This window comes from Flavobacterium cerinum, assembly GCF_004028155.1.
Classification (GTDB): domain Bacteria; phylum Bacteroidota; class Bacteroidia; order Flavobacteriales; family Flavobacteriaceae; genus Flavobacterium; species Flavobacterium cerinum.
Genome location: NZ_SBII01000023.1, coordinates 1 through 21499, shown reverse-complemented (window position 1 = coordinate 21499; position 21499 = coordinate 1). Strand labels below are relative to the sequence as shown.

Here is a 21499-nt window from a genome sequence, read left to right as displayed (position 1 = left end):
AAAACCATTTGGCACTACAAATCCTGCTGTAGTTACTGTTAAAGTATTTAAATTACTGCTACCCTGATTTACAGTTATTTCATGAAAATCGCTAATTCCGGATCCTGATATGGTTTGATTTCCATCTCTAATAAAGTTCACACCTGCCAGGCTATTTACATCGGAGGTCATATCCAATGTTCCGTTATTAACTATATCTCCGGCAATATTAACGGAATGTTTCACATCAGACGATGGAGACACCGTCAATGTTGCCCCACTGGCAACAGTTATATCATCATATATATTAATTTTACGTTCGTCATTCGTACTACCAATATGGACAGTTCCTTTAGTCACGCTAAATACCATATTAACGGTTACATCATGCAGTGTAACAATACCGGATGGATTTGCAGCATCAAGATTGTAATAATTCATATCTGCAATAGTCTGATCACTTGTACCATTATAACTGATAGTACCAGAACCGGATAAAGCATCCGGGGTAATTGTATTTGCATACGTTAAACTTCCAGCCACACTTATTATACCCGTTGCAAAGGTTTTTGTTCCTGCATTATCCAATGACAGGTTATTATAAACCGATGCTGCTATTGTTTGTCCTCCGGCACCATTATAACTTACAGTACTTCCTGTAACAGTATAACTATTTGTACCCGGAGTAAATGCATTAGCAATACCTATTGTGCCGGGCGATCCAAATATCCTGGCTCCTGATGAACTACTTACAAGATTATAATAATTGTACACAGGTATGGTTTGCGATCCAGTCCCTGTAAAACCAACGGTTCCTGCAGATACATCTGCACTTCCTGTTACCGATGGAAATGCTGAAGCTATATTTAATGTTCCCGAAGCAAGTATTAAATTTCCGGATACTGAAAGCGTATTAGCACCTATTGTACTCAAAACAAGCCCTGAATTACTCAATAGCAGATTTTTAGTTACTGCCGGAATGTTAACATTAATGATATATGCTCCGGTTAACTCAACATTATCATTAACTGTAGGCACACCATCTGTATTCCAATTGGCTGCGTCTCCCCAATTGCTTGTTCCTGCTCCGCCATCCCAGGTTTTAATGGAAATCGCTCTTTGACCAATCTGGAAATCTGCAAAATAGGTTATTCCTGTTACTGCAAAACTTGTTGGTGTTAAAGAATTACCCATTGGATAGCTCCAGGAACTATTACCATATTCACCTAAAACAAAAGCATTCGTCGAAGCGCCTGGATCTACATCTGCTGCTAAATAATTAAAAGTGATATTAGCAGTTGTAAATACTATACCGCTATTACTAATTGTCCAATACCGATTAACACTTTTTGCAGGATCGATAATTGAATTGCTAACACTTGGCTGATCACCCTCAATAGTAGATACGGTAAGATTTCCTGAAGTACTAACATTAGCAAAAGAAACTGTAACCGGAAGATAATTAAGCGCATTCCCTATTTCAAATGTCTTTGTAACAGCGCCTGTTCCTGTATTTTTCTGTAACCTGCCATACACCCATCCTGTATTTTGGGCAGCTCCGGAAACAGAACCTGTAACCGGCTGAATTAATATATTATTACCCGTTTGTATTTTTCCAGTTGTAAAAGTAAGCGCATTATTAACCGTTACATTTGAAGATAAAGTAACTGTACCTCCACTATTATTTAGAGTTAGCTTGTATAATGGAGAGACAGAGTAAATATCCTGAATAGCAGTTCCATTTAAAGTAAAAGTAGAGGTTCCGCTATTTAATGTCCCATTATTTAATAAATTCCCGGCAAGAGAGTAACTATAACTTCCTGCATTGAATACTGATCCTGTATTAATGGTAAAATTATTTGTAATAGTAAGATTAGAAACAGAAGTAATACCCGCTACGTTAGTATTTGATATAAGCACATCTTTCAACGAACCAGGAGTCCCTGATAGTGTTATTGCTCCTGCACCTCCAAAAACTACCAACCCAGTACTGGAAAAGTTAGTTCCCATGTTAAGTGTAACTGTTGTTGTAGGAATGAAGTTCAACGTTCCTGCACTTGTAATTATACCATTGTTTGTGAGGGCTCCTTGTAAGTTATGTGTAGATGTACCTGCGTTAAAGGATGCTCCATTCCCTACAGTAAGAGTATAAAGTATAGTCCAGCCAACACTGGCGTTTACACCACCTGTGTTATTAATATTTAAATAGCCAAATTGTGGAGGCGAAGTTGAGTTCAATACAGGCGAAACAGATCCATTAAAATTAACGGTCATAGCTACTGTAGAAACCGCATTAATAAGACTAAGGGTTTGTAAAACATTGCCTGTAAAAGTGGTAGAGCCTAACGTATTTAATGTACCGCTATTAGTCAGGTCGGCATTAAGTGTTGTATTAATACTTGCTCCCCCGCTAAGAGCTCCCGAACTTGTTATATTCAGTAAGCCATTAAAAGTTACATCATTTAAAATAGTATAACTACCCGTAACAGTTACCTGATTAAAAGTAGTATTACCTGTAATGTTTTTAGTTGTACCTGTAAATAATAAAGTACTGGTTGCAGGCACATATGTCCCGCTATTGGTCCAGTTTCCATTCACGGTAATGGTATTCGCACCTCCATTAAAAACAGCAGTATTCTCTATAGTTAAATCATTTTTTACCGTAATTGGAGTATATAATATTTTTGTTCCTGCGTTTCTAAAAATTATATTACCATAAACAACTCCCGGCAACTGTAAATTCTGTGTACCGGTTCCATTAAAAATAACTGTACTATTAGTACTTAAAGCATAATTTGCAAATCTGGTTGGAGCATTATCTGCGGCAATAATTAAAGTACCGGCGTCACTTAATGTAGCTGTTCCTCCCTGTACATCTCTATTAAATACAAAAGACTGAATATCGAGTGTTCCCGAAGTTCCGGTTAGATTACCCTTAATTGTAACATTACCCGTTAATGTTGCAATAGTACCTATAGGCTTGTTGAATTCAAGATTATTAAAGGTCGTAGCAGATATGCTTTGTGCTCCTGTACCGTTAAAAACGACACTTGTTTCAGAGTTATTTGATGTAAAAGAACCGTTATTATTCCAATTGCCTCCTACGCTCACAGTACTGTTGTTCTGAAAAGTTGTACCCGAAGCAATATTCACATTACCTGTAATTGTGCTAACTCCATTACTATCAAATTCACCCGCAGTAATGGTCAGGTTCCCTCCAATAGTCAAGCCACTGGTTGCAATTGCATTAGCAGCCGTTTTATTAACTGTTAGGTTATTATAATTTACTATACCAACATTTTGATTCGCACTGCCGTTATACGTTACTGTTCCTGAGCCAGGTGTAAAAACACCATTTGTATAATTAAAATCTCCTGCAATATTCAGGTTACCTGCTCCTGTGAATATAATATTAGCATTGCCGTTTTGAGTTAGTGTACCCGCAATACTAACTGTACCTGAACCTATATTTAAATTAATAGCATGACCACTGGTACCATCACTAAGTGTTAAATCGCCATTTACAGTTACAGTTTGTCCATTTACATTAATAGTGTGTGTAGCATTAGTACTCCAGCTTCCCTTTATATCAGATGCAACAAGTGATCCACCAGCTGCCATAGTAAGCGTTGCAGCCTGAACGCTTCCAAAATTGATGTTCTTAACATTTACGGCTGTACTTATAGTAGGCTGATTGGTAAATGCTACTGTACCGATGTTAGCAACATCTGTGGCAGCAGGCGGCCTTGAAGCCGATCCCTGAACGACTGTCCAGTTATTAGCAGTATTCCAGTCGCTGCTAACACTTCCATTCCATTGCACAACATTAGCATTATCAGATAACGTCCATCGGTTTGTACCGGCACCCGGCAAACCAACTTCAACATAATTATTAGTAGTATTGTTAGCCGTTTTTCCACTGGATGACCATGTAGTTCCAGAATTACGCCACACCGTCATGGTGCTTTCGTTATTCCCATTTAATTCATTATCTTCATAATGAAAGCGAATTGTTCCAAGAACACCAATACCATTTGGAATACTTATAGTGTACATCCTGTTAATTGATCCATTAAACGGAAAATCACCCGGAGGATTTGTAGCTACAGATACTGTTACACTATTCACTCCTAGTGCAACAGTGAAAGAAACAATATTATCCGGTCCTTCAAAAGCATAGCCTGACAATAGTAAACCAAAAGCATGGTTTCTGGTAATCGTACCCAAAATAATACCATTACCTGTTCTTGTAGTTGTTATGGTTATTGTATTTGCTCCTGTCAGCATAGTACCCGTTATCATATTAACCGTTGCTACCGATACATTGCTCAATAAAGTAAGCGTTATGGCTGAGCTGGTATTATTTAATGTTAGAATATTAAATGTTGTGGCTCCGCTAATCACTGAGTTCTGACTTCCCAGAATTTGTACCGTACTCGTTCCCGGAGTAAAACTTCCATTATTATACCAGTTGTTATAAATAGAATGTGTAAACGACCCGGCAATAAATGTTGTACCAGATCCTATTGTTATATCATTATTTACTGTTATTGCACCGGCGGCAGTTTTGTTACCTGCGTTGCTCGTTATTAAATTATTATAGGTAAGAGCATTTATACTTTGTGCTCCGCTTCCATTAAAATTTACAGTATTGGGGGTCGAACTTACATTCAATGTACCTGCTGTAACAGTAAGAGTACCGGCAATACCTAAAATTGCATTGGCAGACAGCTGTAATGAAGTTCCATTTATCGTTACATTAAATAAATTAGCAGTGCCACTCAAACTAGAAGTACCCGTAAAGGTCACTGTTCCTGCGGATGCAGTTAAACTTCCATATACAAGAAGACCTGAGGAAATATTAAAACTAACAGCCGTAGTGACTGTACCTGTAAGAGATAGTATATAGAATGTTTTAGTACCTGCACCTGATATTGTCTTTGATGTTCCACTCATAATAATAGTGCCAGTACTGGCGATGAAACTACCACTAACCGTTAAATTGCCTGTCAACACGATAGATGATGTAGTAGTTACCGTTCCGCTAATTATCAGATTATCCGGAGCAATTGAAACACCACTAATAGTTGTGCCTGTACCTGTCATTGTCAAAGTTCCGCCCGATGCCTGAGTAAATGATCCTGCGCCTGTTGTGGCCAGATTTCCTGATAAACTAAGCCCTTCTGCCGAAAAACTAACCATGGATGCAGCTACTGTAACACTATTAAAATTCTGAACACCTGAACCGCTCACGGTAGTACCTGAACCTGTAAAAATTACAGTACCTGTATTACCGTTAAATGTGCCGCTATTAGACCAGTTACCTCCTATGTTATGGCTAAAGCTACCTCCATTAAATGTAGTAGATGCTCCTATAGCTACATTTCCATTTATCGTAATTGCAGAAGCAGCAGTAAAAGCCACTGAAGTACCTGCACCTAATGCACTTGTTAGATTACCTATTATACTTAATGCTGTAGCAGGAAAAGTCTTTACTGCTGCACCTGATGAACTGGTCAGTCTAAGATTACCATAAACCTGATTTGCAACTGCCTGATTAGTTCCTGAATACTCTACAGTACTGGCAGTTACTAAAGTGTTTGTACCATAATTTGAAGGATAAGTATTGTTACCTCCTATTTTTAGTGTTGCATTATTCGCTACGGTAAGAATACCCCCTGCTGTTGCCCGATTAGCTGTAAAAGCTCCGAGATCAAATGTACCTGTGTTTACAGATAGGTTTCCGGTAATGCTGGTATTAATAGCCAGGCTAATTGTATTTCCAATATTGGCTATAATAAGATTATTAAAAGTAGTTGAAAAAGTTCCCCCAATACTTTTGGCTGTTGAACTATTAAACGTAACTGTTCCGGTACCAGCTGTAAAAGCTGTAGCTGAGGAATTGTTCGTCCAGTTTCCAGTTATAGTAACATTGAAATTATTTGCGTTCAATGTTCCTGCTGTAATCGTTAAGTCATTTGTAATAGTAATCGCTGAGGGTAATAGTAATCCATTACTGTTATTCAGTGTTACATTATAAAATGAAGTAAGCCCTGAAAATGTTTGCTGACCAGTTGTACCATTAAAATTTATAGTTCCTGTATTTGTAAAAGTACCACTGTTAGTTAGTGTACCCGCAATATTTAAAGTTCCTGTCAATGTTATACTTGCCCCACTATTTATTGTAAGATTTCTACAACTCACACTTGTACTAATGTTAGGCATTCTTGTAGCTCCAGCACCAATTATCACATCGGTAGTTGCTGTTGGTAAAGTTCCATTACACCAGTTAGCAGCATTAGCCCAATCTGTACTTACATTACCCGTCCATTGTCCACTTGCGGTAGTAGATACAACATTTGTATAAGCAGTTGTAGGAGCAGCACATCCGGGTATAGTAACCTGTACAGTATAAATACCTGCATTTACTGCAGAATAAGTAAGAATCGGATTTTGCAATGATGACGTAAACCCATTAGGGCCTGTCCACGAATAACTGGCACTTGCAACAGTAGTTGCTGTCAGGTTAAGGGATGCTCCAGAACATACAGGTGAATTGCTCCCTGCACCATCAGGTGAATTGTAAAGTACACCTATTTCAGCTGCAGATAATTCCCGGTGATAAACCACCATATCATCTAATGTTCCCTGAAAATAATAACTTGAAGGTTCATTAGGCCATGTAGAAATATCGCTGTGTCCTAATCGCCAATATCCTGTAATCGTCTCTGCTGTAGTTACACTTAAATCACTTGCAGATAGTACACCATCAACATATAGTTTCATCCCACTTGCACCCAGAGTAGCTGTAACTAAATGCCAATTTCCATCATTGTAAGCAGTAGTTGTATTAATGTATTTTTTTACAGCACCAGGTGCAACACCAAAGTACAATATCCCTGTACTCGTCATATAAATAAATCGATCCCTGTTACCATTGCCACCGGTTTGAAGACTTGAGAATCCCATCAAAACCCCACCTACAGTGGTTGTAGTTTTAAACCAGGAAGAAACACTTACTGAAGCAGGGTTAACATAAGCAGTTGATGTTGAGATGTAATTGGAACTTCCATTAAAAGTATAAGCCTTTGCGGCAACATTAAATCGATCTGCTGACGCTGTTGGTGTACCTCCCTGAAAAGTACCTGAATTGTTTGCCGTGGCGTCAACCGCATTACCTTCAAATTTATAATAAGAAATTAAATTTGTTGCCGGTAATTGTGAGATTATAGGCCCGTTACAGCTGGTCGCCTGGGTTCCATTGAGTGAACTACTCATACCCCCTTCTGTAACAGCATATACTTTCCAATAATAAGTTGTTCCGGTATTAAGTCCGGTTTGTAATGAAGAAGTAGCTCCTGCCACTACCTGGCTCACAAAAGAATAATTGATTCCGTCTGTAGAGCGATATATGGCAAAACCTCTTTCATTTGAAGAAAGGTCAGTCCAGTTTAATGTCATTGATGAGAGTGATACTGCTGTGAAGCTAAGGCTTCCGGGAGCAGTAGGTATTGGTGAAGTAAATCCATACGTTCTACCAGTTACCCGCTTGGTTGTAATACTTGCTTCACTTGTAGAACTTGTGCTTGTACCGGCATTATTTACAGATAAATAATTTCCTGATCCGGTCGCTGCAGCAGTAATACCGATAGAAGCAGATGCGAGATTTGCAGCAAAAGTGTCAGAACGGTAAATAAATTCAACCTTTCCTGTAGTTTCATAAAGATTTACCTGAAAAGAACATACGGCACCAATGGCTAAATAGTTCCATTCAACATTTAAATATTGTATTGTAAATACCCTATTTCCAGCTGTTCCAGCTGTTTTATAAGTAACATTTGCAGTAGAGACGATATCAAGGTCATCCCATAATGGAGCGATTACAGGTCTTGGTGATCCGGAAGCAGATAAACTATTAGTATATACATAATCTGTAGGAACAGAACCTAACGATAACCAACCATTTGTAGAAGCAGAAATCGTGGTATAACGCGTACCCATATACCAAAAATCAAATCCGATAGGTATAAGTGCCGATGCCCCATCATCTGTAGATCCGGTCCATGTTGTAGTACTTCCACCAGAAATTGGTGTAAAACCTCCAGCGGTTGTACCCGCAAATGTATAATTAGTAACTGATTGACCACAAACCCTGAAGGTAGCGGCAAAGAGTATAAAAGCAATAAGTATACATCTACACGATAAAAAAGTAATTTTTCTTTTCATGTGTTGAGGCTTAATTTATCAGACGTATGGCTCGTTTAAAAACTATTTCTGTATTAAAACAGATCTATCTGAGAAGAAGTGATTACTACTGGTTTTGACTCTGATGAAGTTGTATAAACGATATTAAGTTTTCCTTTATGATAATCTACTCCTAAGGACTTATCGAGATTGAGCATAAAATTACGCACTGGATTAGGAGTATAAATAGCTAAACCCTTTGCAATACCAACCTGAGTAATTTTACCTGTTGCCGTAATATGCTCTACTTTAAGATCTCCATAAACAGACATATTCCCTGTTCTGTTGAATTTCATATTTAATTGAGGTACTCCATTATCATTTAATGAAAATACCGGTTTTTCAATATTAACCTTTAAAGTCGAGTTTCCATTTCTAATAATAACAGGAATGGCAACACCAAATGTAGGAACCAAATGCACAGATAATGATTGAGGAAGTTTTGAAGCATCATCCTCTATTGGTCTGTCTTTTGCAACAGCTCTAAAATAAAGGTGTGATCTATACTCTCCTGATTTTAAATCATTGGTATTTATAGCCTGAATTTTAATGGTTTGTGATTCATTTGGAGCAAGTGTAACACTTCGCGGGAAAAATCGGAAATTTTTATCTGCAAAATTCTGACCGGAATCGGGTTCAGCAATCTCCTCAAAAGCTCCGCTTTCGAGCATCCTGTACTGTACTACAGAAATAAGGTATTTTGCACTATCAGCACCTGTATTGGCTACATTTAACTCTTGAGTTCTTTTACTCGCATCTAGAATTACCCTGCGAGGCATAATTACAAGATCACCCTGACTTATGCTATTAGACGGGTACAACAATTGCTCTGTAATAACCATAACTGATAGCATTAACAGAGCAATCCCTGCTTTAATAAAGAGGGTATTGTTCATAATAATATAATAATAAATTTGATATTACCTAAAACTAAAACACACTAATACACAAATGTCTTAATTGTAGTTAACTGTAACAGCAAAAGGAGTTGCAGAGGTATAAGACCCCTCGGCCTGTGATGCTATCAAATTTAAAGTTGCTCCAATAGTTATTGTTTGTGAACCAGAACTTAAAGTTCCTGTCGAAGACGGTGTGCTGGTAAAATTATTTACAGTCATTTGGTCTGAACCACTTGAAATAATAACTGATGAAGGTAAAGTAATGGCATAAGTATAAGAACCGGAACCTTCAACTGTAAAAGACGCTGCTGTAACTGTACCGGTAGTTGCAGGTAAACTAACACCTCCCGTAAATGTCCTGCCACTCGCTGGCGATAAAACCACTGTACCTACAGTTCCATTTGTAGCAATATTTCCAAAATTCATATCAGTGTTTTTAGAAATACTTATAGGTGTTACTATTGTTGCAGAAGCATTCGCAGAAGCTGTTGCCTGAGCAAATACTGAAGGCGTAAATAAAAGGCCTAGAAGGCAAAAACTGATTGGGATAATTACTTTTTTCATGGTGCAAGGTATGTTTATTAATACTAAAGTTAGAAAGATCAACATTGTGTGGAAATTTAAGGAGTGCAACGAAAAAAGTGAATTAAATAATTATTAATGCGTTTAACTGTATATTCCACGTTATCAAATGTATATACAACATAAATGAGACAATAAAAAAAATAGTTTTTTATCGTTAAAATGGTTTAATTTATCTATAAAGTGTAAAAAAAATGATCCTGATATAACAGGAGAATTTTAAATAAAAGAAGATTAACCATATGTTTTTATTGCCAATTTAGTAATCTGACAACTATTCTCATTAATAGAATTCTATAAGATTAATATTAGCAGACTTTTATTACATTTTTATCTATTATTTCAAATATTCAGACCCAAAGTCATCGGATTGTACTAACTTAGGGTTTACAGAAAATAAATATTTTAAAATTCCTGAAGACAATGAAATCGACTACTTTAAAAAACAAGCTCATCATAGCCATTACAGGTCTGTTTCTGTGTTTTTTTCTAATTATACATTTATTAGGCAATTTTCAGCTTTTTTTACCGGAAGATCAGGCCAGAGAACAATTTAATTGGTACTCCACTACACTATCCGGTAATATCGTAATCAAAACTATTTCCTGGATTTTATATCTGTCACTTATCTGTCACGCTGTATATGCTTTAATTGTAACTATAAATAATAACCGCTCTAACGGAAAAAGTTACCACTATGATAAAAGAAATGTTGCAAGTGCATGGAATAGCCGTAATATGGGAATCTTAGGAACAATACTACTCTTATTTCTTATAATACATTTCAAAGATTTCTGGTATACATATAAGTTCACCGATTTACCTATCGATAAGGCAGGTAATAAAGACCTCTATCAGGTTGTAGTACAAGCCTATTCTCAATTATGGTATGTAATAATTTATGAAGTATCTTTTATTGCATTAGGATTTCATTTGCTGCATGGTTTTTTTAGTGCTTCAAGAACGCTTGGTCTTTACCATCCCAAATATGTTAAAGCAATAAAAATAACCGGATGGATCTATACTACAATCATCACCGGAGGCTTTATGGCAATCCCACTTTATATTTATTTTAAATAATTATGGAAATGAAAGATTCAAAAATACCGGAAGGCCCTCTGGCAGATAAATGGAATAATTATAAGGCAAAGGCAAAACTTGTAAATCCTGCTAATAGAAAAAAAATGAATATTATCGTTGTAGGAACCGGTCTTGCCGGATCGTCCTGTGCTGCATCATTTGCAGAACAAGGATACAATATCCAGGCTTTTTGCTTTCAGGACTCTCCCAGGAGAGCACACTCGGTAGCAGCTCAGGGTGGCGTAAACGCTGCTAAAAACTATAAAAATGATGGCGATAATGTTTTTAGAATGTTTTATGATACCATAAAAGGAGGCGACTTTCGATCTCGTGAAGCAAATGTATACCGACTGGCAGAATGCTCAGCAAACCTGATTGATCATGCTGTAGCCCAGGGCGTTCCGTTTGCGAGAGAATATGGAGGATATTTAAACAACAGGTCTTTTGGCGGTGTACAGGTTTCCCGTACTTTCTATGCACGTGGACAAACAGGCCAGCAACTTTTATTGGGAGCTTATCAATCGCTCCTTCGCCAGGTTAACACAGGGAAAGTTATCATGCATACGCGCCATGAAATGCTCGAATTAGTTATAATAGATGGAAAAGCAAAAGGCATTATAGCACGAAATCTTGAAACCGGAGCATTGGAACGCCATGCCGCAGATGCGGTTGTACTTGCCACAGGAGGATACGGTAAAGTATACTATCTTTCTACATTGGCTATGGGCTGTAACAGCTCTGCTATTTGGAGAGCTCATAAAAAAGGGGCTTATATGGCCGGTGTAAGCTGGATACAGTTTCACCCTACCTGCCTCCCTCAACATGGAGAAAATCAATCTAAACTTACCCTTATGTCTGAATCACTTAGAAATGACGGACGCATATGGGTACCTAAAAAAACGGGTGACGACAGAGAGCCTAATACCATTCCTGAAAATGAACGTGATTATTACCTTGAACGTCGCTATCCCGCGTTTGGTAATCTGGCACCCAGAGATATCTCCTCACGTGCTGCAAAAGAACGTATCGATGCAGGTTATGGTGCTGGACCAATGAAAAATGCTGTTTATCTCGATTTTTCAGATGCTATTAGCGCTCAGGGTAAAGATAAAATTGAGGCCAAATACAGTAATCTTTTTGCGATGTATGAAAAAATTAATGGTATTAATGCCTATAAAGAGCCTATGCTCATCTCCCCTGCAGCACATTTTACTATGGGTGGTTTGTGGGTAGATTACGAGCTAATGACTACCATCCCTGGATTATTTGCTCTTGGAGAGGCCAATTTTTCTGATCATGGTGCAAACAGGCTGGGCGCAAATTCATTGCTTCAGGCATGTGTAGACGGTTACTTTATAGCTCCTTATACTATACCCAACTATTTATCAGGAGAATTGAATACATCAAAAACAGATAGTTCACATCCTGCATTTGAAGAAGCAGAAAAATCAGTTAGGAATCAATTGGACAAATTCCTTGAAAACAAAGGAAGCCTTTCGGCCGATTACTTTCACAAAGCGATTGGAAGATTGCTTTATGAAAAGTGTGGTTTATCAAGAAGTAAAGAAAATTTAGAAGAAGCCATTACATCTATCCGATTATTGAAAGAGTCTTTTGAAAAAGATCTGCTTATAACGGGCGACGATACTTTGAACAGTGAACTGGAAAAAGCCGGCAGAATAGCTGATTATATTGAATTGGCAGAACTAATGTGTCACGACGCTCTACAAAGAGAAGAATCCTGTGGAGCACATTTTAGGGAAGAATATCAAACTACCGATGGAGAGGCTGTAAGAAATGATACAGATTTTTGTTATGTATCTGCCTGGGAATGGAAAGGAAAAGAACAACTCCCTCAATTGCATAAAGAACCTCTTGAATTCGAATCAGTACAGCTAACCGTAAGAAGTTATAAATAATTAAACTAAAACGACCATGAAGCTATATCTAAAAATATGGAGGCAGCTAAATACTTCTTCTAAAGGAATGATGGTAGATTATGAAATTGATAACGTTTCACATCATATGTCTTTCCTTGAAATGCTTGATCTTTTAAATGAATCACTTGTTATGCTTGGTGAACGTGTAATAGAATTTGATCATGATTGTAGAGAGGGTATTTGCGGACAATGTGGTATAATGATTAATGGACGGGCTCATGGTCCTCTTAAACACACTACAACCTGCCAGCTTCATATGAGAAGCTTTAAGAATGGTGATACTATATATATAGAGCCTTTCAGGGCAACAGCATTTCCTATATTACGGGATTTAAAAATTGACCGGTCTTCTTTCGATTCTATTATTACAGCCGGAGGTTATATAGGCGTATCAACGGGCCAGGCACCGGAAGCTAATAGCATTCCTATATCCTATGAAGCGGCTGAAGCATCTTTTGATGCAGCTGCCTGTATTGGATGTGGAGCCTGTGTTGCAACCTGCAAAAATTCAAGCGCAGCATTGTTTGTAAGTGCCAAAATAACACATATGGCATTGCTTCCGCAGGGAAAAATAGAAGCTTCAAAAAGAATTTTAACAATGGTTAATCAAATGGATATGGAAGGATTTGGAGGTTGTTCTAATACTGAAGCCTGTGAGGTAGAATGCCCTCAAGGTATATCTATATTGTCAATTGCCCGAATGAACTATGAATATAATAAAGCTAGATTACTAAAAAAATAATGTGAGTTACAGTCCTGTATTTTTGAGATATAATTATTCTATAATAGGCTTAAGCCTGACTACAATTTGCTTCAGTTATTTATACTTTTTAATTTATCATTATTTTAACTTTTATGTCTGTTGGTTTTCAAACCCATTTGGATTTTAATTGTTAATTTTAATCTTACATATTAATACTTTAATCAAAAAGTATTATCAAAAATTATACTAGCTATACGCTTTCAGGAGTCTTTTTATTGAACAGGCTAGTTTATGTTACAGTTTATAATAAACGAATTATTCCGCTCTTAAGACGGAAAAACTCAAATAAAAAATCCTTACTAATTAAAACTGTACCAGTATGATTCATAAAAATACTCTCTTTTTAATCTTTTCATGTACCTGTATCCTCCTAAGTTATTCTGCAAAAGCTCAATTGATGGCTGTAGAAACTAAAGATTCGCTTAATGGCAAACCAAGAATTACAGCCAGGCTTATTGGGCGTCTCAAATTAAATGGAATAACTGATATTAAAGGAAACCTTGCAGGTAATAGTTCTTTTCTTATCCATAAAAATGATGTGAACGGTAAAGACATTCCTTCATTTAGTATGGATATGAGACAATCGCAATTGCGTTTTGTTAATACAACTCAATTTAGCAATGGAAAAGAACTGAAATCAATGCTTGAGGGCGATTTTGATGGTCCAAATAATACATCTCAATTCAGGCTCCGTCATGCATGGATACAATACGACCACTGGATGATAGGCCAAAACTGGTCAACTTTTGGTGACTCCTCATTATGGCCTGCTTCGCTTTTAGATTGGGATGGTCCTACAGGAATGGTATTATCACGTAGAATACAGGTAAGATATACCGGAGCGTTTAAAAAAGATACCGGAGCATCGTACGAAATTGCCTTAGAATATATGGAACCGCGCCGTGCTTATGATTACACCTTAAGCCCGGATCATGGAATAGACTATGCACCTAGCCGAGTACCTGATGTAACAGGCGGCATCCGTTATGCTTTTAAAAATGGAGGATTTATGAAACTGGCAGGACTTTATAGAAATATAGGGTACAATTCACAAAATATAGCAGCAGGAGAAACAACTTCTGATTTTCATTCAAGATCAGGAGGAGGAGTTACTGCAATTACGAGTGTGTTTTTTAGAAAAAACTCTGGGTTGGTAAATAATCTTCAGGCGCAATGGTCTCTCGGTAAAGGAATAGCCAGCTATTTTCTTGCTGTTGGCGGCTCAGGTCTTGACGGTTTTGCTAATTCTTTAAATAACGGACAGCTGGAGTTATTACCTGTACACGCAGGGTTTATTTCTTACCAACGTTTTTTTACAAAAAAATTCAATGCCATGGTAATTACTTCTTATAACCATTTTTATGATGGAGCCGGGACTCAGGCTGGTTGGGACAAAATGACTAACTATCAGTTTACCTTAAACGTTTCCTACAATTTCCTTGATTATTTAATGGTAGCAGTAGAACCTCAGTTTGGGTATAAAGAACTGGAATATACCGACAATAGTACTCAGGGAGCTAATGCCGTTCGCATTAACTTCGGAATGCTGTTTAACTTTTAATAAAACAATTTAAATAATATAGAATTATGAGAAAATTTTTACTGTTGCTGTTTATATGCCTTTTTACCATTACTATATCTGCACAACAAAAACCTAAAATAATCATTTTGGCTACAGGAGGTACCATAGCAGGAAGCGGCTACTCCTCTGACAGGGCTGGTTATACTGCCGGAAAAATACCTGTATCTGATTTAATAGGTGCTATACCCTCAGCAAATACTATCGCTGATATTAGCGCCGAACAGATATCTTCAGTCGGAAGTCAGGATATGAGTATTGAAATATGGAAAAAACTGGCTACACGCATTAATGAGATTTTTAGTAAACATGAAGCTGATGGTATCGTTATTACACACGGTACGGACACTCAGGAAGAAACAGCTTATTTTCTGGACTTAGTTGTTACTCATGAATATCCTGTAGTAATTACAGGATCAATGCGTCCTGCTACTGCTATTAGTGCCGACGGACCTAAAAATCTTTTAGATGCTATTATCGTAGCTGCCGAACCTAAAAGTCGCGGACGCGGCGTATTAGTATCTTTTAACGAATCCATCTATGATTCCAGAGAAGTTACCAAAACAAGCACTACAAAAGTGAATGCTTTTTCATGCCCTAATACAGGTGCACTTGGACAAGTGTATGATGGAAAAGTTGAATATTATAAAAAATCTGAAAGGGATGTCGCCGAAAAGAACTTTTTTACAGTAAATAACTCTACCGTTTTACCCAAAGTTGAGATCGTTTATATGTATGCCGATGCATCTGCAGACTATATGAATTATTTGATTCAAAAAAAGGTGGATGCTATTGTTATTGCAGGTGTAGGAAATGGAAATTTTTCAAAAGCATTTACAGATGCCGTTAAAAAAGCAAAAGCCGCCAATATTATAGTGTGTCGTGCCAGCAGATGTATCTCTGGCAGAGTGGTTTTAGATGGTGAAGTGAGTGATAATGAACTTGGAACCATTGTTTCAGACGATTTAAATCCGCAAAAAGCAAGAATCCTTTTAATGCTGGGATTAATGAAAACTAAAGACCGAAAACAACTTCAGGAATACTTCTTTAAGTTTTAAAACTATTACAAATTTTTAAACGATATTATTATGACTACTTTCAGAACAGAACATGATTTTTTAGGTGAAAAACAAATACCGGACGATTGTTATTATGGAGTACAAACAATACGTGCTAAAGAAAATTTCAATATTACAGGTATCCCAATAGGCAGTGAGCCTTTATTTATAAAAGCTTTTGGATATGTAAAAAAAGCAGCGGCTCTTGCTAACAGGGATCTTGGCGTTTTAGATCCTAAAAAAGCAGAGGCAATTGTATATGGCTGTGATCGTCTTATCAATGGAGAATTTACAGATCAGTTTATTAGTGATCTTATTCAGGGAGGAGCGGGTACTTCGACAAATATGAATGCAAATGAAGTGATTGCTAACCTTGGATTGGAATATTTAGGGCACAAAAAAGGAGAATACCAATTCCTTCACCCAAACAATGATGTAAACCTATCTCAAAGTACTAACGATGCTTATCCTACAGCTTTCAGGCTCGCTACTTATCTTAAAATTGAAGCATTCGCTGATGCATTAGCACAATTACAGGAAGCTTTTTATAAAAAAGGAAAAGAGTTTGATAATGTTCTTAAAATGGGACGTACACAATTACAGGATGCTGTACCAATGACATTGGGACAGGAATTTAATGCTTTTGCGACTACATTAGCGGAAGATGTTGTACGACTTCGCGAATCGGAAAAACTGATTACCGAAGTAAATATGGGAGCAACTGCAATTGGTACAGGGGTAAACGCACCAGAAGGCTATTCAAATGTTTGTGTAAAGCATTTAGGCGAAATAAGCGGTATTCCTGTAACATTAGCAACCGATCTTTTTGAAGCTACTTATGATCCTGGAGCTTTTGTAGAATTAAGCGGTATATTAAAAAGAAGCGCTATAAAACTAAGCAAAATATGTAATGACCTTAGGTTACTTAGCAGTGGCCCACGCTGCGGGTTCAATGAAATTAACTTACCTGCAATGCAACCGGGCTCCTCAATCATGCCAGGCAAAGTTAATCCTGTAATTCCGGAAGTTGTAAACCAAACCTGCTATTATGTTATTGGTGCCGATTTAACAGTTACTATGGCTGCTGAAGCTGGTCAATTACAATTGAACGTTATGGAACCTGTAATTAGTTTTGCTTTATTTACTTCTTTAGAATACATGTCTAGAGCATGTAATACATTAAAAGATAAATGTGTAGTAGGCATTACAGCTAATGTTGAACATGCTAAAAACCTGGTAATGCAAAGTATTGGTATAGTAACCCAACTTAATCCAATATTAGGCTACGAGACCAGTGCAGCAGTTGCAAAGGAAGCATTGAAAACCGGAAAATCTATCTATGAGATCGTAGTAGATGAACAGAAATTAATTACAAAAGAAAAGTGGGATGAGATTTACTCATTTGAAAACCTTATACATCCTAAATTTATAACAGCATGATCATAGTACAACTCATAATATTACTTGCAATGATCCTTATAGGATCCAGGCTTAAGGGAATTGGATTAGGTGTTATGGGAATGATTGGGTTATTGATATTTGTGCTAGTCTTTCACATGCGACCGGTAGACCCTCCGGTATCCGTTTTATTAATTATTATGGCAATAGTAACTACGGCAGCTACATTACAAGCCGCCGGTGGATTGGATTATCTTGTAAGGATTGCAGAGAAAATAATTCGAAAGAATCCAAGCCATATTACTTTTATAGCACCTTTTACAGTTTACTTTTTATGCCTTTTTGCAGGTACAGCTCATATCGTTTATTCTTTATTGCCAATTATATCTGAAGTGGCTGCAAAAAAAAGAATACGACCTGAGCGCCCTCTAAGTATATCTGTTATTGCTTCTCATATGGCTTTAACAGGAAGCCCGATGAGTGCTGCTACTGCTACATTGGCGGCTACTTTGGCTTATTCAACTGCAGCAGTTGATATTATGAAAATATGCATACCTGCCTGTATTATCGGTATTGCTGCCGGAGTTATTTCAGTATGGAAAAAAGGTAAAGAATTAAATGAAGATCCCGAATTCCTGGAAAAAATGAAGGATCCTGAATTTGCTAAAAGTTTAGAAGCAACAACAACTGTTAATCAGGTTGATCTAAAACCCGGGGCAAAAACATCGGTATTAATATTTGGATTAGCCATTCTTCTAATTATTTTCTTTGGTGCTTTTCCACAATTTGTACCGGTTGTAGAAGCAGGTAATCCAGGTTTTGCCGTTAATGCTGATGGTGCTGTCAATCTTACAGGTCTTATTATAATGATAACACTTTCTGCTTCTGCCCTTATGATGCTAATCACAAAAACAGCTCCTACAGAGGTTGCTAAGATGAGCTTATTTACTTCTATGGCAACAGCTGTCGTATCTGTTTTAGGTGTAGTATGGATGAGTGCTACTTTTATGGCAGCAAATGAAAGTATTATCGAACATACATTTAAAGATATTACTTCAGAGTATCCTTTTACATTTGCATTTGCGCTCTTTATAGTAGGAGCACTTACTTTTAGTCAGGCAGCAACAACGAGAACTATAATGCCTATGGGAATAGCTTTAGGAATTGTTCCACCACACTTAATAGCAATGTTTCCTGCAGTAAACAGTGACTTTATATTACCCGGGTATCCTACACTTGTAGCTGCAATGGATTTTGACCGTACAGGTACAACCCGCATTGGTAAATATGTTTTTAACCACAGTTTTATGATACCCGGTCTCGTTTCAATAGCGGTAGCAATCGCCGCAGGTTTTATGCTGAGCAGCTTCTTATAGTTTATTGTTTTTAATATTGTAAAACCTCAGGACTAATTATTGGTTCTGAGGTTTTTTAATATAGCTGTAGAAACACTTCTATATTATATCAGTTAAGCTTCTTATAAACGGAGAAGAAAAGTTTCCGGCAGTATTAGAAGCTTAAAACAAGCTAAAGAACATATTCATATTGAATATTATATCTATGAAGATGATGAAATAGGTAACCAATTAGCAATGGTACTCAACCAAAAAACCAAAGAAGGAGTAACAGTTCGTTTTATTTATGATGATTTTGGCAGCAGGTCCATTCGAAATAAATTAGTAGTCCGACTAAAAGCTGTAGGTTTTTTTTGCATACATTTAATAAAGTCATTTTTTCGCTCTGGCAAATTGATTCAATTATCGCAATCACCGTAAAATTATTGTTGTTGATGGAATGAATAATTATTCGTCAGACTTTGCTTCCCTTTTTAATTGTATTGCCCGTTGTAAAAAACTTTGATTAGCAATTTTATTTTCGGCTTCATTAATAGCTTTAAGTAAATGGTTGTCATTGTCAACGATCTCATTAAGGACACTGGTCATAATATCCCAAACAGGTTTCATTTTTAAAATCATTTCCTGACCTTTAGCAGTAAGCTGAAGCAAACGTTTGCGTTCGTCAACTTTATCTTTTTTAGAACGAATAAGTTTTTGCTTTTCGAGTTCTTTCAATAAACTAATAGTGGATGGATGTGTATAACCTATCTCATTTGCTATTTCTACTACACTCAATATATCTTTATGATAGAGTGTATAAATAACCGGAAACCATTTGGGTTCAAACTCAATATCAAACGATTTATAAAGTAAGGCGCCATCTTTACGCAATTGTTCACTAAGTCGCTGCAATCTTGTTGACAGGGCCAAAATACCCGATTCGTCTATAATATTCATATCCGTTTATTATAATGTTAAATGACAAAATACATTATCTGCATTCATTAAAGGAAATGTCTCAGGAAGAGATTTTTTATCAATACGTACAAAATTGTTTCTTTCATAAAAACGTAAGGCAGCTTCCAATATTGAAACTGTTCCCAAATATAAATTGTTTATACCATTTTCTTTACTATAAGTAATTAATGTCTCTAACAATTGTTGGGCTATTTTGTATTCCTTTCCTCTATATTCCTTTTTTACAAACATTTTTCTAATAGCCCCCACCTTATTATCAAATTTCACTAGAGCAATCGTACCTATCAACTCCCCCTCAATAAAGGCTCCCCAAAAACAACCACCACTTTGATAATAAAAAGCATTAATTTTCAAAAGATCAGGTTGATCTTCTAAAGAAATTGCTACATTAAATTCTTTCTGCTGAATATTTAAAATTAAATCAATTGCTGCTTCTGCATGCTCATTCCCAATAGGAATAATAATTGTTTTCATAGTTTATTAATTTACACAACAAAACTACGTAGTTAAATACATAAAAACAAAATAATCTAAAATAAAATTTAATTATATCAACCAAAAAAACATACGAAACATTAATCATAAAGCGTACATTAAACATAAATTGATATTTAATTAACAAATTATGTTATTTATTTGCCAATTAAATTTTAAAATAAATATAGATCATGTAATTTTAGTATACTGATAAAACTATGAAGATGTTTTTGCTATATTTAAGATAACTGGAAAGTTTTCATTAAAGACAATTAATTAATCTAATTTTTAACTATTCAACTAAATTTGAAAGTAAAACCCTAACATATTAAACCTCAAACTTACTATTAACAAAAAAATATGTTTTATACCTAAAATGAAAGTTAAATAATTAAAAAATAATTAATCCAATTATCTAAATTTGCTAAACACATAGCAATATAAATTAATAAGTTTATTAAAACTGGGAAGTAATACTTAATGAACTTATAAATAACTTGAATTTATTTATCATGAAACAACACTCTATTTATTTTGTACTAATGCTTTCCATAATTTTTTCATGTGAGAGCGTTAAAACACCCTCTGCAATACCAGCAGAATTAAAAGATCCAAAAAAAGTTTGGGCATTGACTTATATTACTAGTCCAAGAATTGCGTTTGATGGATTATACCCCAATCAAAAACCACGTGTTACCTTTAATCTAAATAGTAATGAAATAAATGGATTTACTAGTTGTAATTCATTTTCAAGCAGAATTAAAATCAACGGAGATTTTATTTCAATTAACTCACCCCTGCAAACCATAATGATATGCCAAGGAGCTGGAGAGAATACTTTTGTAAATTTGCTTAACAAAATTGATCGTTATCATATAAAAGAAGGAAAACTTGAATTTTTAAACAATGAGATTGTAATGATGCGTTTTGAATAAAGAAACTAAAATTTCGGTATTCATCTTTTAATATTGATCGGAAAGACAATAACGCTTATAAATATTTTTAAGTGAATACATTATTTATACAAAAAGCCCTGCAATTGCAGGGCTTTTTTATGATATTTAAACCATGTGTGTGCTTATCGTTTTAAAGAGAAATGTGCTTTAAATTCTTTGTTTATCACGGTTGTTCCCACAGTTTCAGGGTAGGTAACAGTGAACCAGTAATCGGTTGCCGGTACCGGGT

Annotated in this window: 13 protein-coding genes; 8 read left to right on the top strand and 5 right to left on the bottom strand. The window is 36.2% G+C overall.

What is annotated here, in order from left to right; translation table 11 throughout:
* From EPI11_RS18845 to EPI11_RS18835, 3 genes are all read right to left on the bottom strand, one after another.
* The coding region (locus EPI11_RS18845) for a fibronectin type III domain-containing protein (RefSeq protein WP_164879225.1) at positions 1-8205 on the bottom strand (8205 nt) is incomplete at its 3' end.
* Positions 8206-8258: 53 nt separating this feature from the next.
* Positions 8259-9119, bottom strand: a complete 861-nt coding sequence (locus EPI11_RS18840; protein ID WP_128391541.1) for a fimbrial biogenesis chaperone — start codon at positions 9117-9119, stop codon at positions 8259-8261.
* Between the two features lie 60 nt (positions 9120-9179).
* A complete protein-coding gene (locus EPI11_RS18835; RefSeq protein ID WP_128391540.1) occupies positions 9180-9686 on the bottom strand; it encodes a DUF4402 domain-containing protein in 507 nt (168 codons plus the stop codon).
* A 441-nt stretch (positions 9687-10127) separates the two neighbouring features.
* On the opposite strand from EPI11_RS18835, the gene EPI11_RS18830 reads away from it, so the two are divergent.
* The 7 genes from EPI11_RS18830 (at position 10128) to EPI11_RS18800 (ending at position 18898) form a co-directional block, all read left to right on the top strand.
* A complete protein-coding gene (locus EPI11_RS18830) occupies positions 10128-10784 on the top strand; it encodes a succinate dehydrogenase cytochrome b subunit (RefSeq protein WP_128391539.1) in 657 nt (218 codons plus the stop codon).
* 8 nt (positions 10785-10792) lie between these two features.
* Complete coding sequence (locus EPI11_RS18825) at positions 10793-12703, top strand: fumarate reductase/succinate dehydrogenase flavoprotein subunit (protein WP_128391538.1); 1911 nt, start codon at positions 10793-10795, stop codon at positions 12701-12703.
* Between the two features lie 16 nt (positions 12704-12719).
* Complete coding sequence (locus tag EPI11_RS18820) at positions 12720-13466, top strand: succinate dehydrogenase/fumarate reductase iron-sulfur subunit (protein WP_128391537.1); 747 nt, start codon at positions 12720-12722, stop codon at positions 13464-13466.
* Between the two features lie 340 nt (positions 13467-13806).
* A complete protein-coding gene (locus tag EPI11_RS18815) occupies positions 13807-15048 on the top strand; it encodes a DcaP family trimeric outer membrane transporter (RefSeq protein ID WP_128391536.1) in 1242 nt (413 codons plus the stop codon).
* 26 nt (positions 15049-15074) lie between these two features.
* Positions 15075-16124 carry a type II asparaginase gene (locus EPI11_RS18810; RefSeq protein WP_128391535.1) on the top strand — a complete coding sequence of 350 codons (1050 nt, stop codon included), beginning with the start codon at positions 15075-15077 and terminating at the stop codon, positions 16122-16124.
* Between the two features lie 30 nt (positions 16125-16154).
* Positions 16155-17564, top strand: a complete 1410-nt coding sequence (gene aspA / locus EPI11_RS18805) for an aspartate ammonia-lyase (RefSeq protein ID WP_128391534.1) — start codon at positions 16155-16157, stop codon at positions 17562-17564.
* Positions 17561-18898, top strand: coding sequence for an anaerobic C4-dicarboxylate transporter family protein (locus tag EPI11_RS18800; protein ID WP_128391533.1), 1338 nt, complete (start codon positions 17561-17563; stop codon positions 18896-18898). Before aspA ends, EPI11_RS18800 begins: the two co-directional genes overlap by 4 nt.
* Before the next feature lie 426 nt (positions 18899-19324).
* Here the strand turns inward: EPI11_RS18800 and EPI11_RS18795 are convergent, their stop codons facing one another.
* On the bottom strand, positions 19325-19816 hold the full coding sequence (locus EPI11_RS18795) for a MarR family winged helix-turn-helix transcriptional regulator (RefSeq protein WP_128391532.1): 492 nt from the start codon (positions 19814-19816) through the stop codon (positions 19325-19327).
* A 9-nt stretch (positions 19817-19825) separates the two neighbouring features.
* On the bottom strand, positions 19826-20311 hold the full coding sequence (locus EPI11_RS18790; protein WP_128391531.1) for a GNAT family N-acetyltransferase: 486 nt from the start codon (positions 20309-20311) through the stop codon (positions 19826-19828).
* Between the two features lie 515 nt (positions 20312-20826).
* Here EPI11_RS18790 and EPI11_RS18785 point away from each other — a divergent pair.
* Positions 20827-21249, top strand: a complete 423-nt coding sequence (locus EPI11_RS18785) for an META domain-containing protein (RefSeq protein ID WP_128391530.1) — start codon at positions 20827-20829, stop codon at positions 21247-21249.
* Positions 21250-21499 lie beyond the last annotated feature (250 nt).

What these genes read in the sequence shown, in the direction of transcription:
- EPI11_RS18840 (WP_128391541.1), bottom strand. Translation starts at nt 9,119, where the DNA reads ATGAACAATACCCTCTTTATTAAAGCAGGGATTGCTCTGTTAATGCTA.
- EPI11_RS18835 (WP_128391540.1), bottom strand. Translation starts at nt 9,686, where the DNA reads ATGAAAAAAGTAATTATCCCAATCAGTTTTTGCCTTCTAGGCCTTTTA.
- EPI11_RS18830 (WP_128391539.1), top strand. Translation starts at nt 10,128, where the DNA reads ATGAAATCGACTACTTTAAAAAACAAGCTCATCATAGCCATTACAGGT.
- EPI11_RS18825 (WP_128391538.1), top strand. Translation starts at nt 10,793, where the DNA reads ATGAAAGATTCAAAAATACCGGAAGGCCCTCTGGCAGATAAATGGAAT.
- EPI11_RS18820 (WP_128391537.1), top strand. Translation starts at nt 12,720, where the DNA reads ATGAAGCTATATCTAAAAATATGGAGGCAGCTAAATACTTCTTCTAAA.
- EPI11_RS18815 (WP_128391536.1), top strand. Translation starts at nt 13,807, where the DNA reads ATGATTCATAAAAATACTCTCTTTTTAATCTTTTCATGTACCTGTATC.
- EPI11_RS18810 (WP_128391535.1), top strand. Translation starts at nt 15,075, where the DNA reads ATGAGAAAATTTTTACTGTTGCTGTTTATATGCCTTTTTACCATTACT.
- aspA (WP_128391534.1), top strand. Translation starts at nt 16,155, where the DNA reads ATGACTACTTTCAGAACAGAACATGATTTTTTAGGTGAAAAACAAATA.
- EPI11_RS18800 (WP_128391533.1), top strand. Translation starts at nt 17,561, where the DNA reads ATGATCATAGTACAACTCATAATATTACTTGCAATGATCCTTATAGGA.
- EPI11_RS18795 (WP_128391532.1), bottom strand. Translation starts at nt 19,816, where the DNA reads ATGAATATTATAGACGAATCGGGTATTTTGGCCCTGTCAACAAGATTG.
- EPI11_RS18790 (WP_128391531.1), bottom strand. Translation starts at nt 20,311, where the DNA reads ATGAAAACAATTATTATTCCTATTGGGAATGAGCATGCAGAAGCAGCA.
- EPI11_RS18785 (WP_128391530.1), top strand. Translation starts at nt 20,827, where the DNA reads ATGAAACAACACTCTATTTATTTTGTACTAATGCTTTCCATAATTTTT.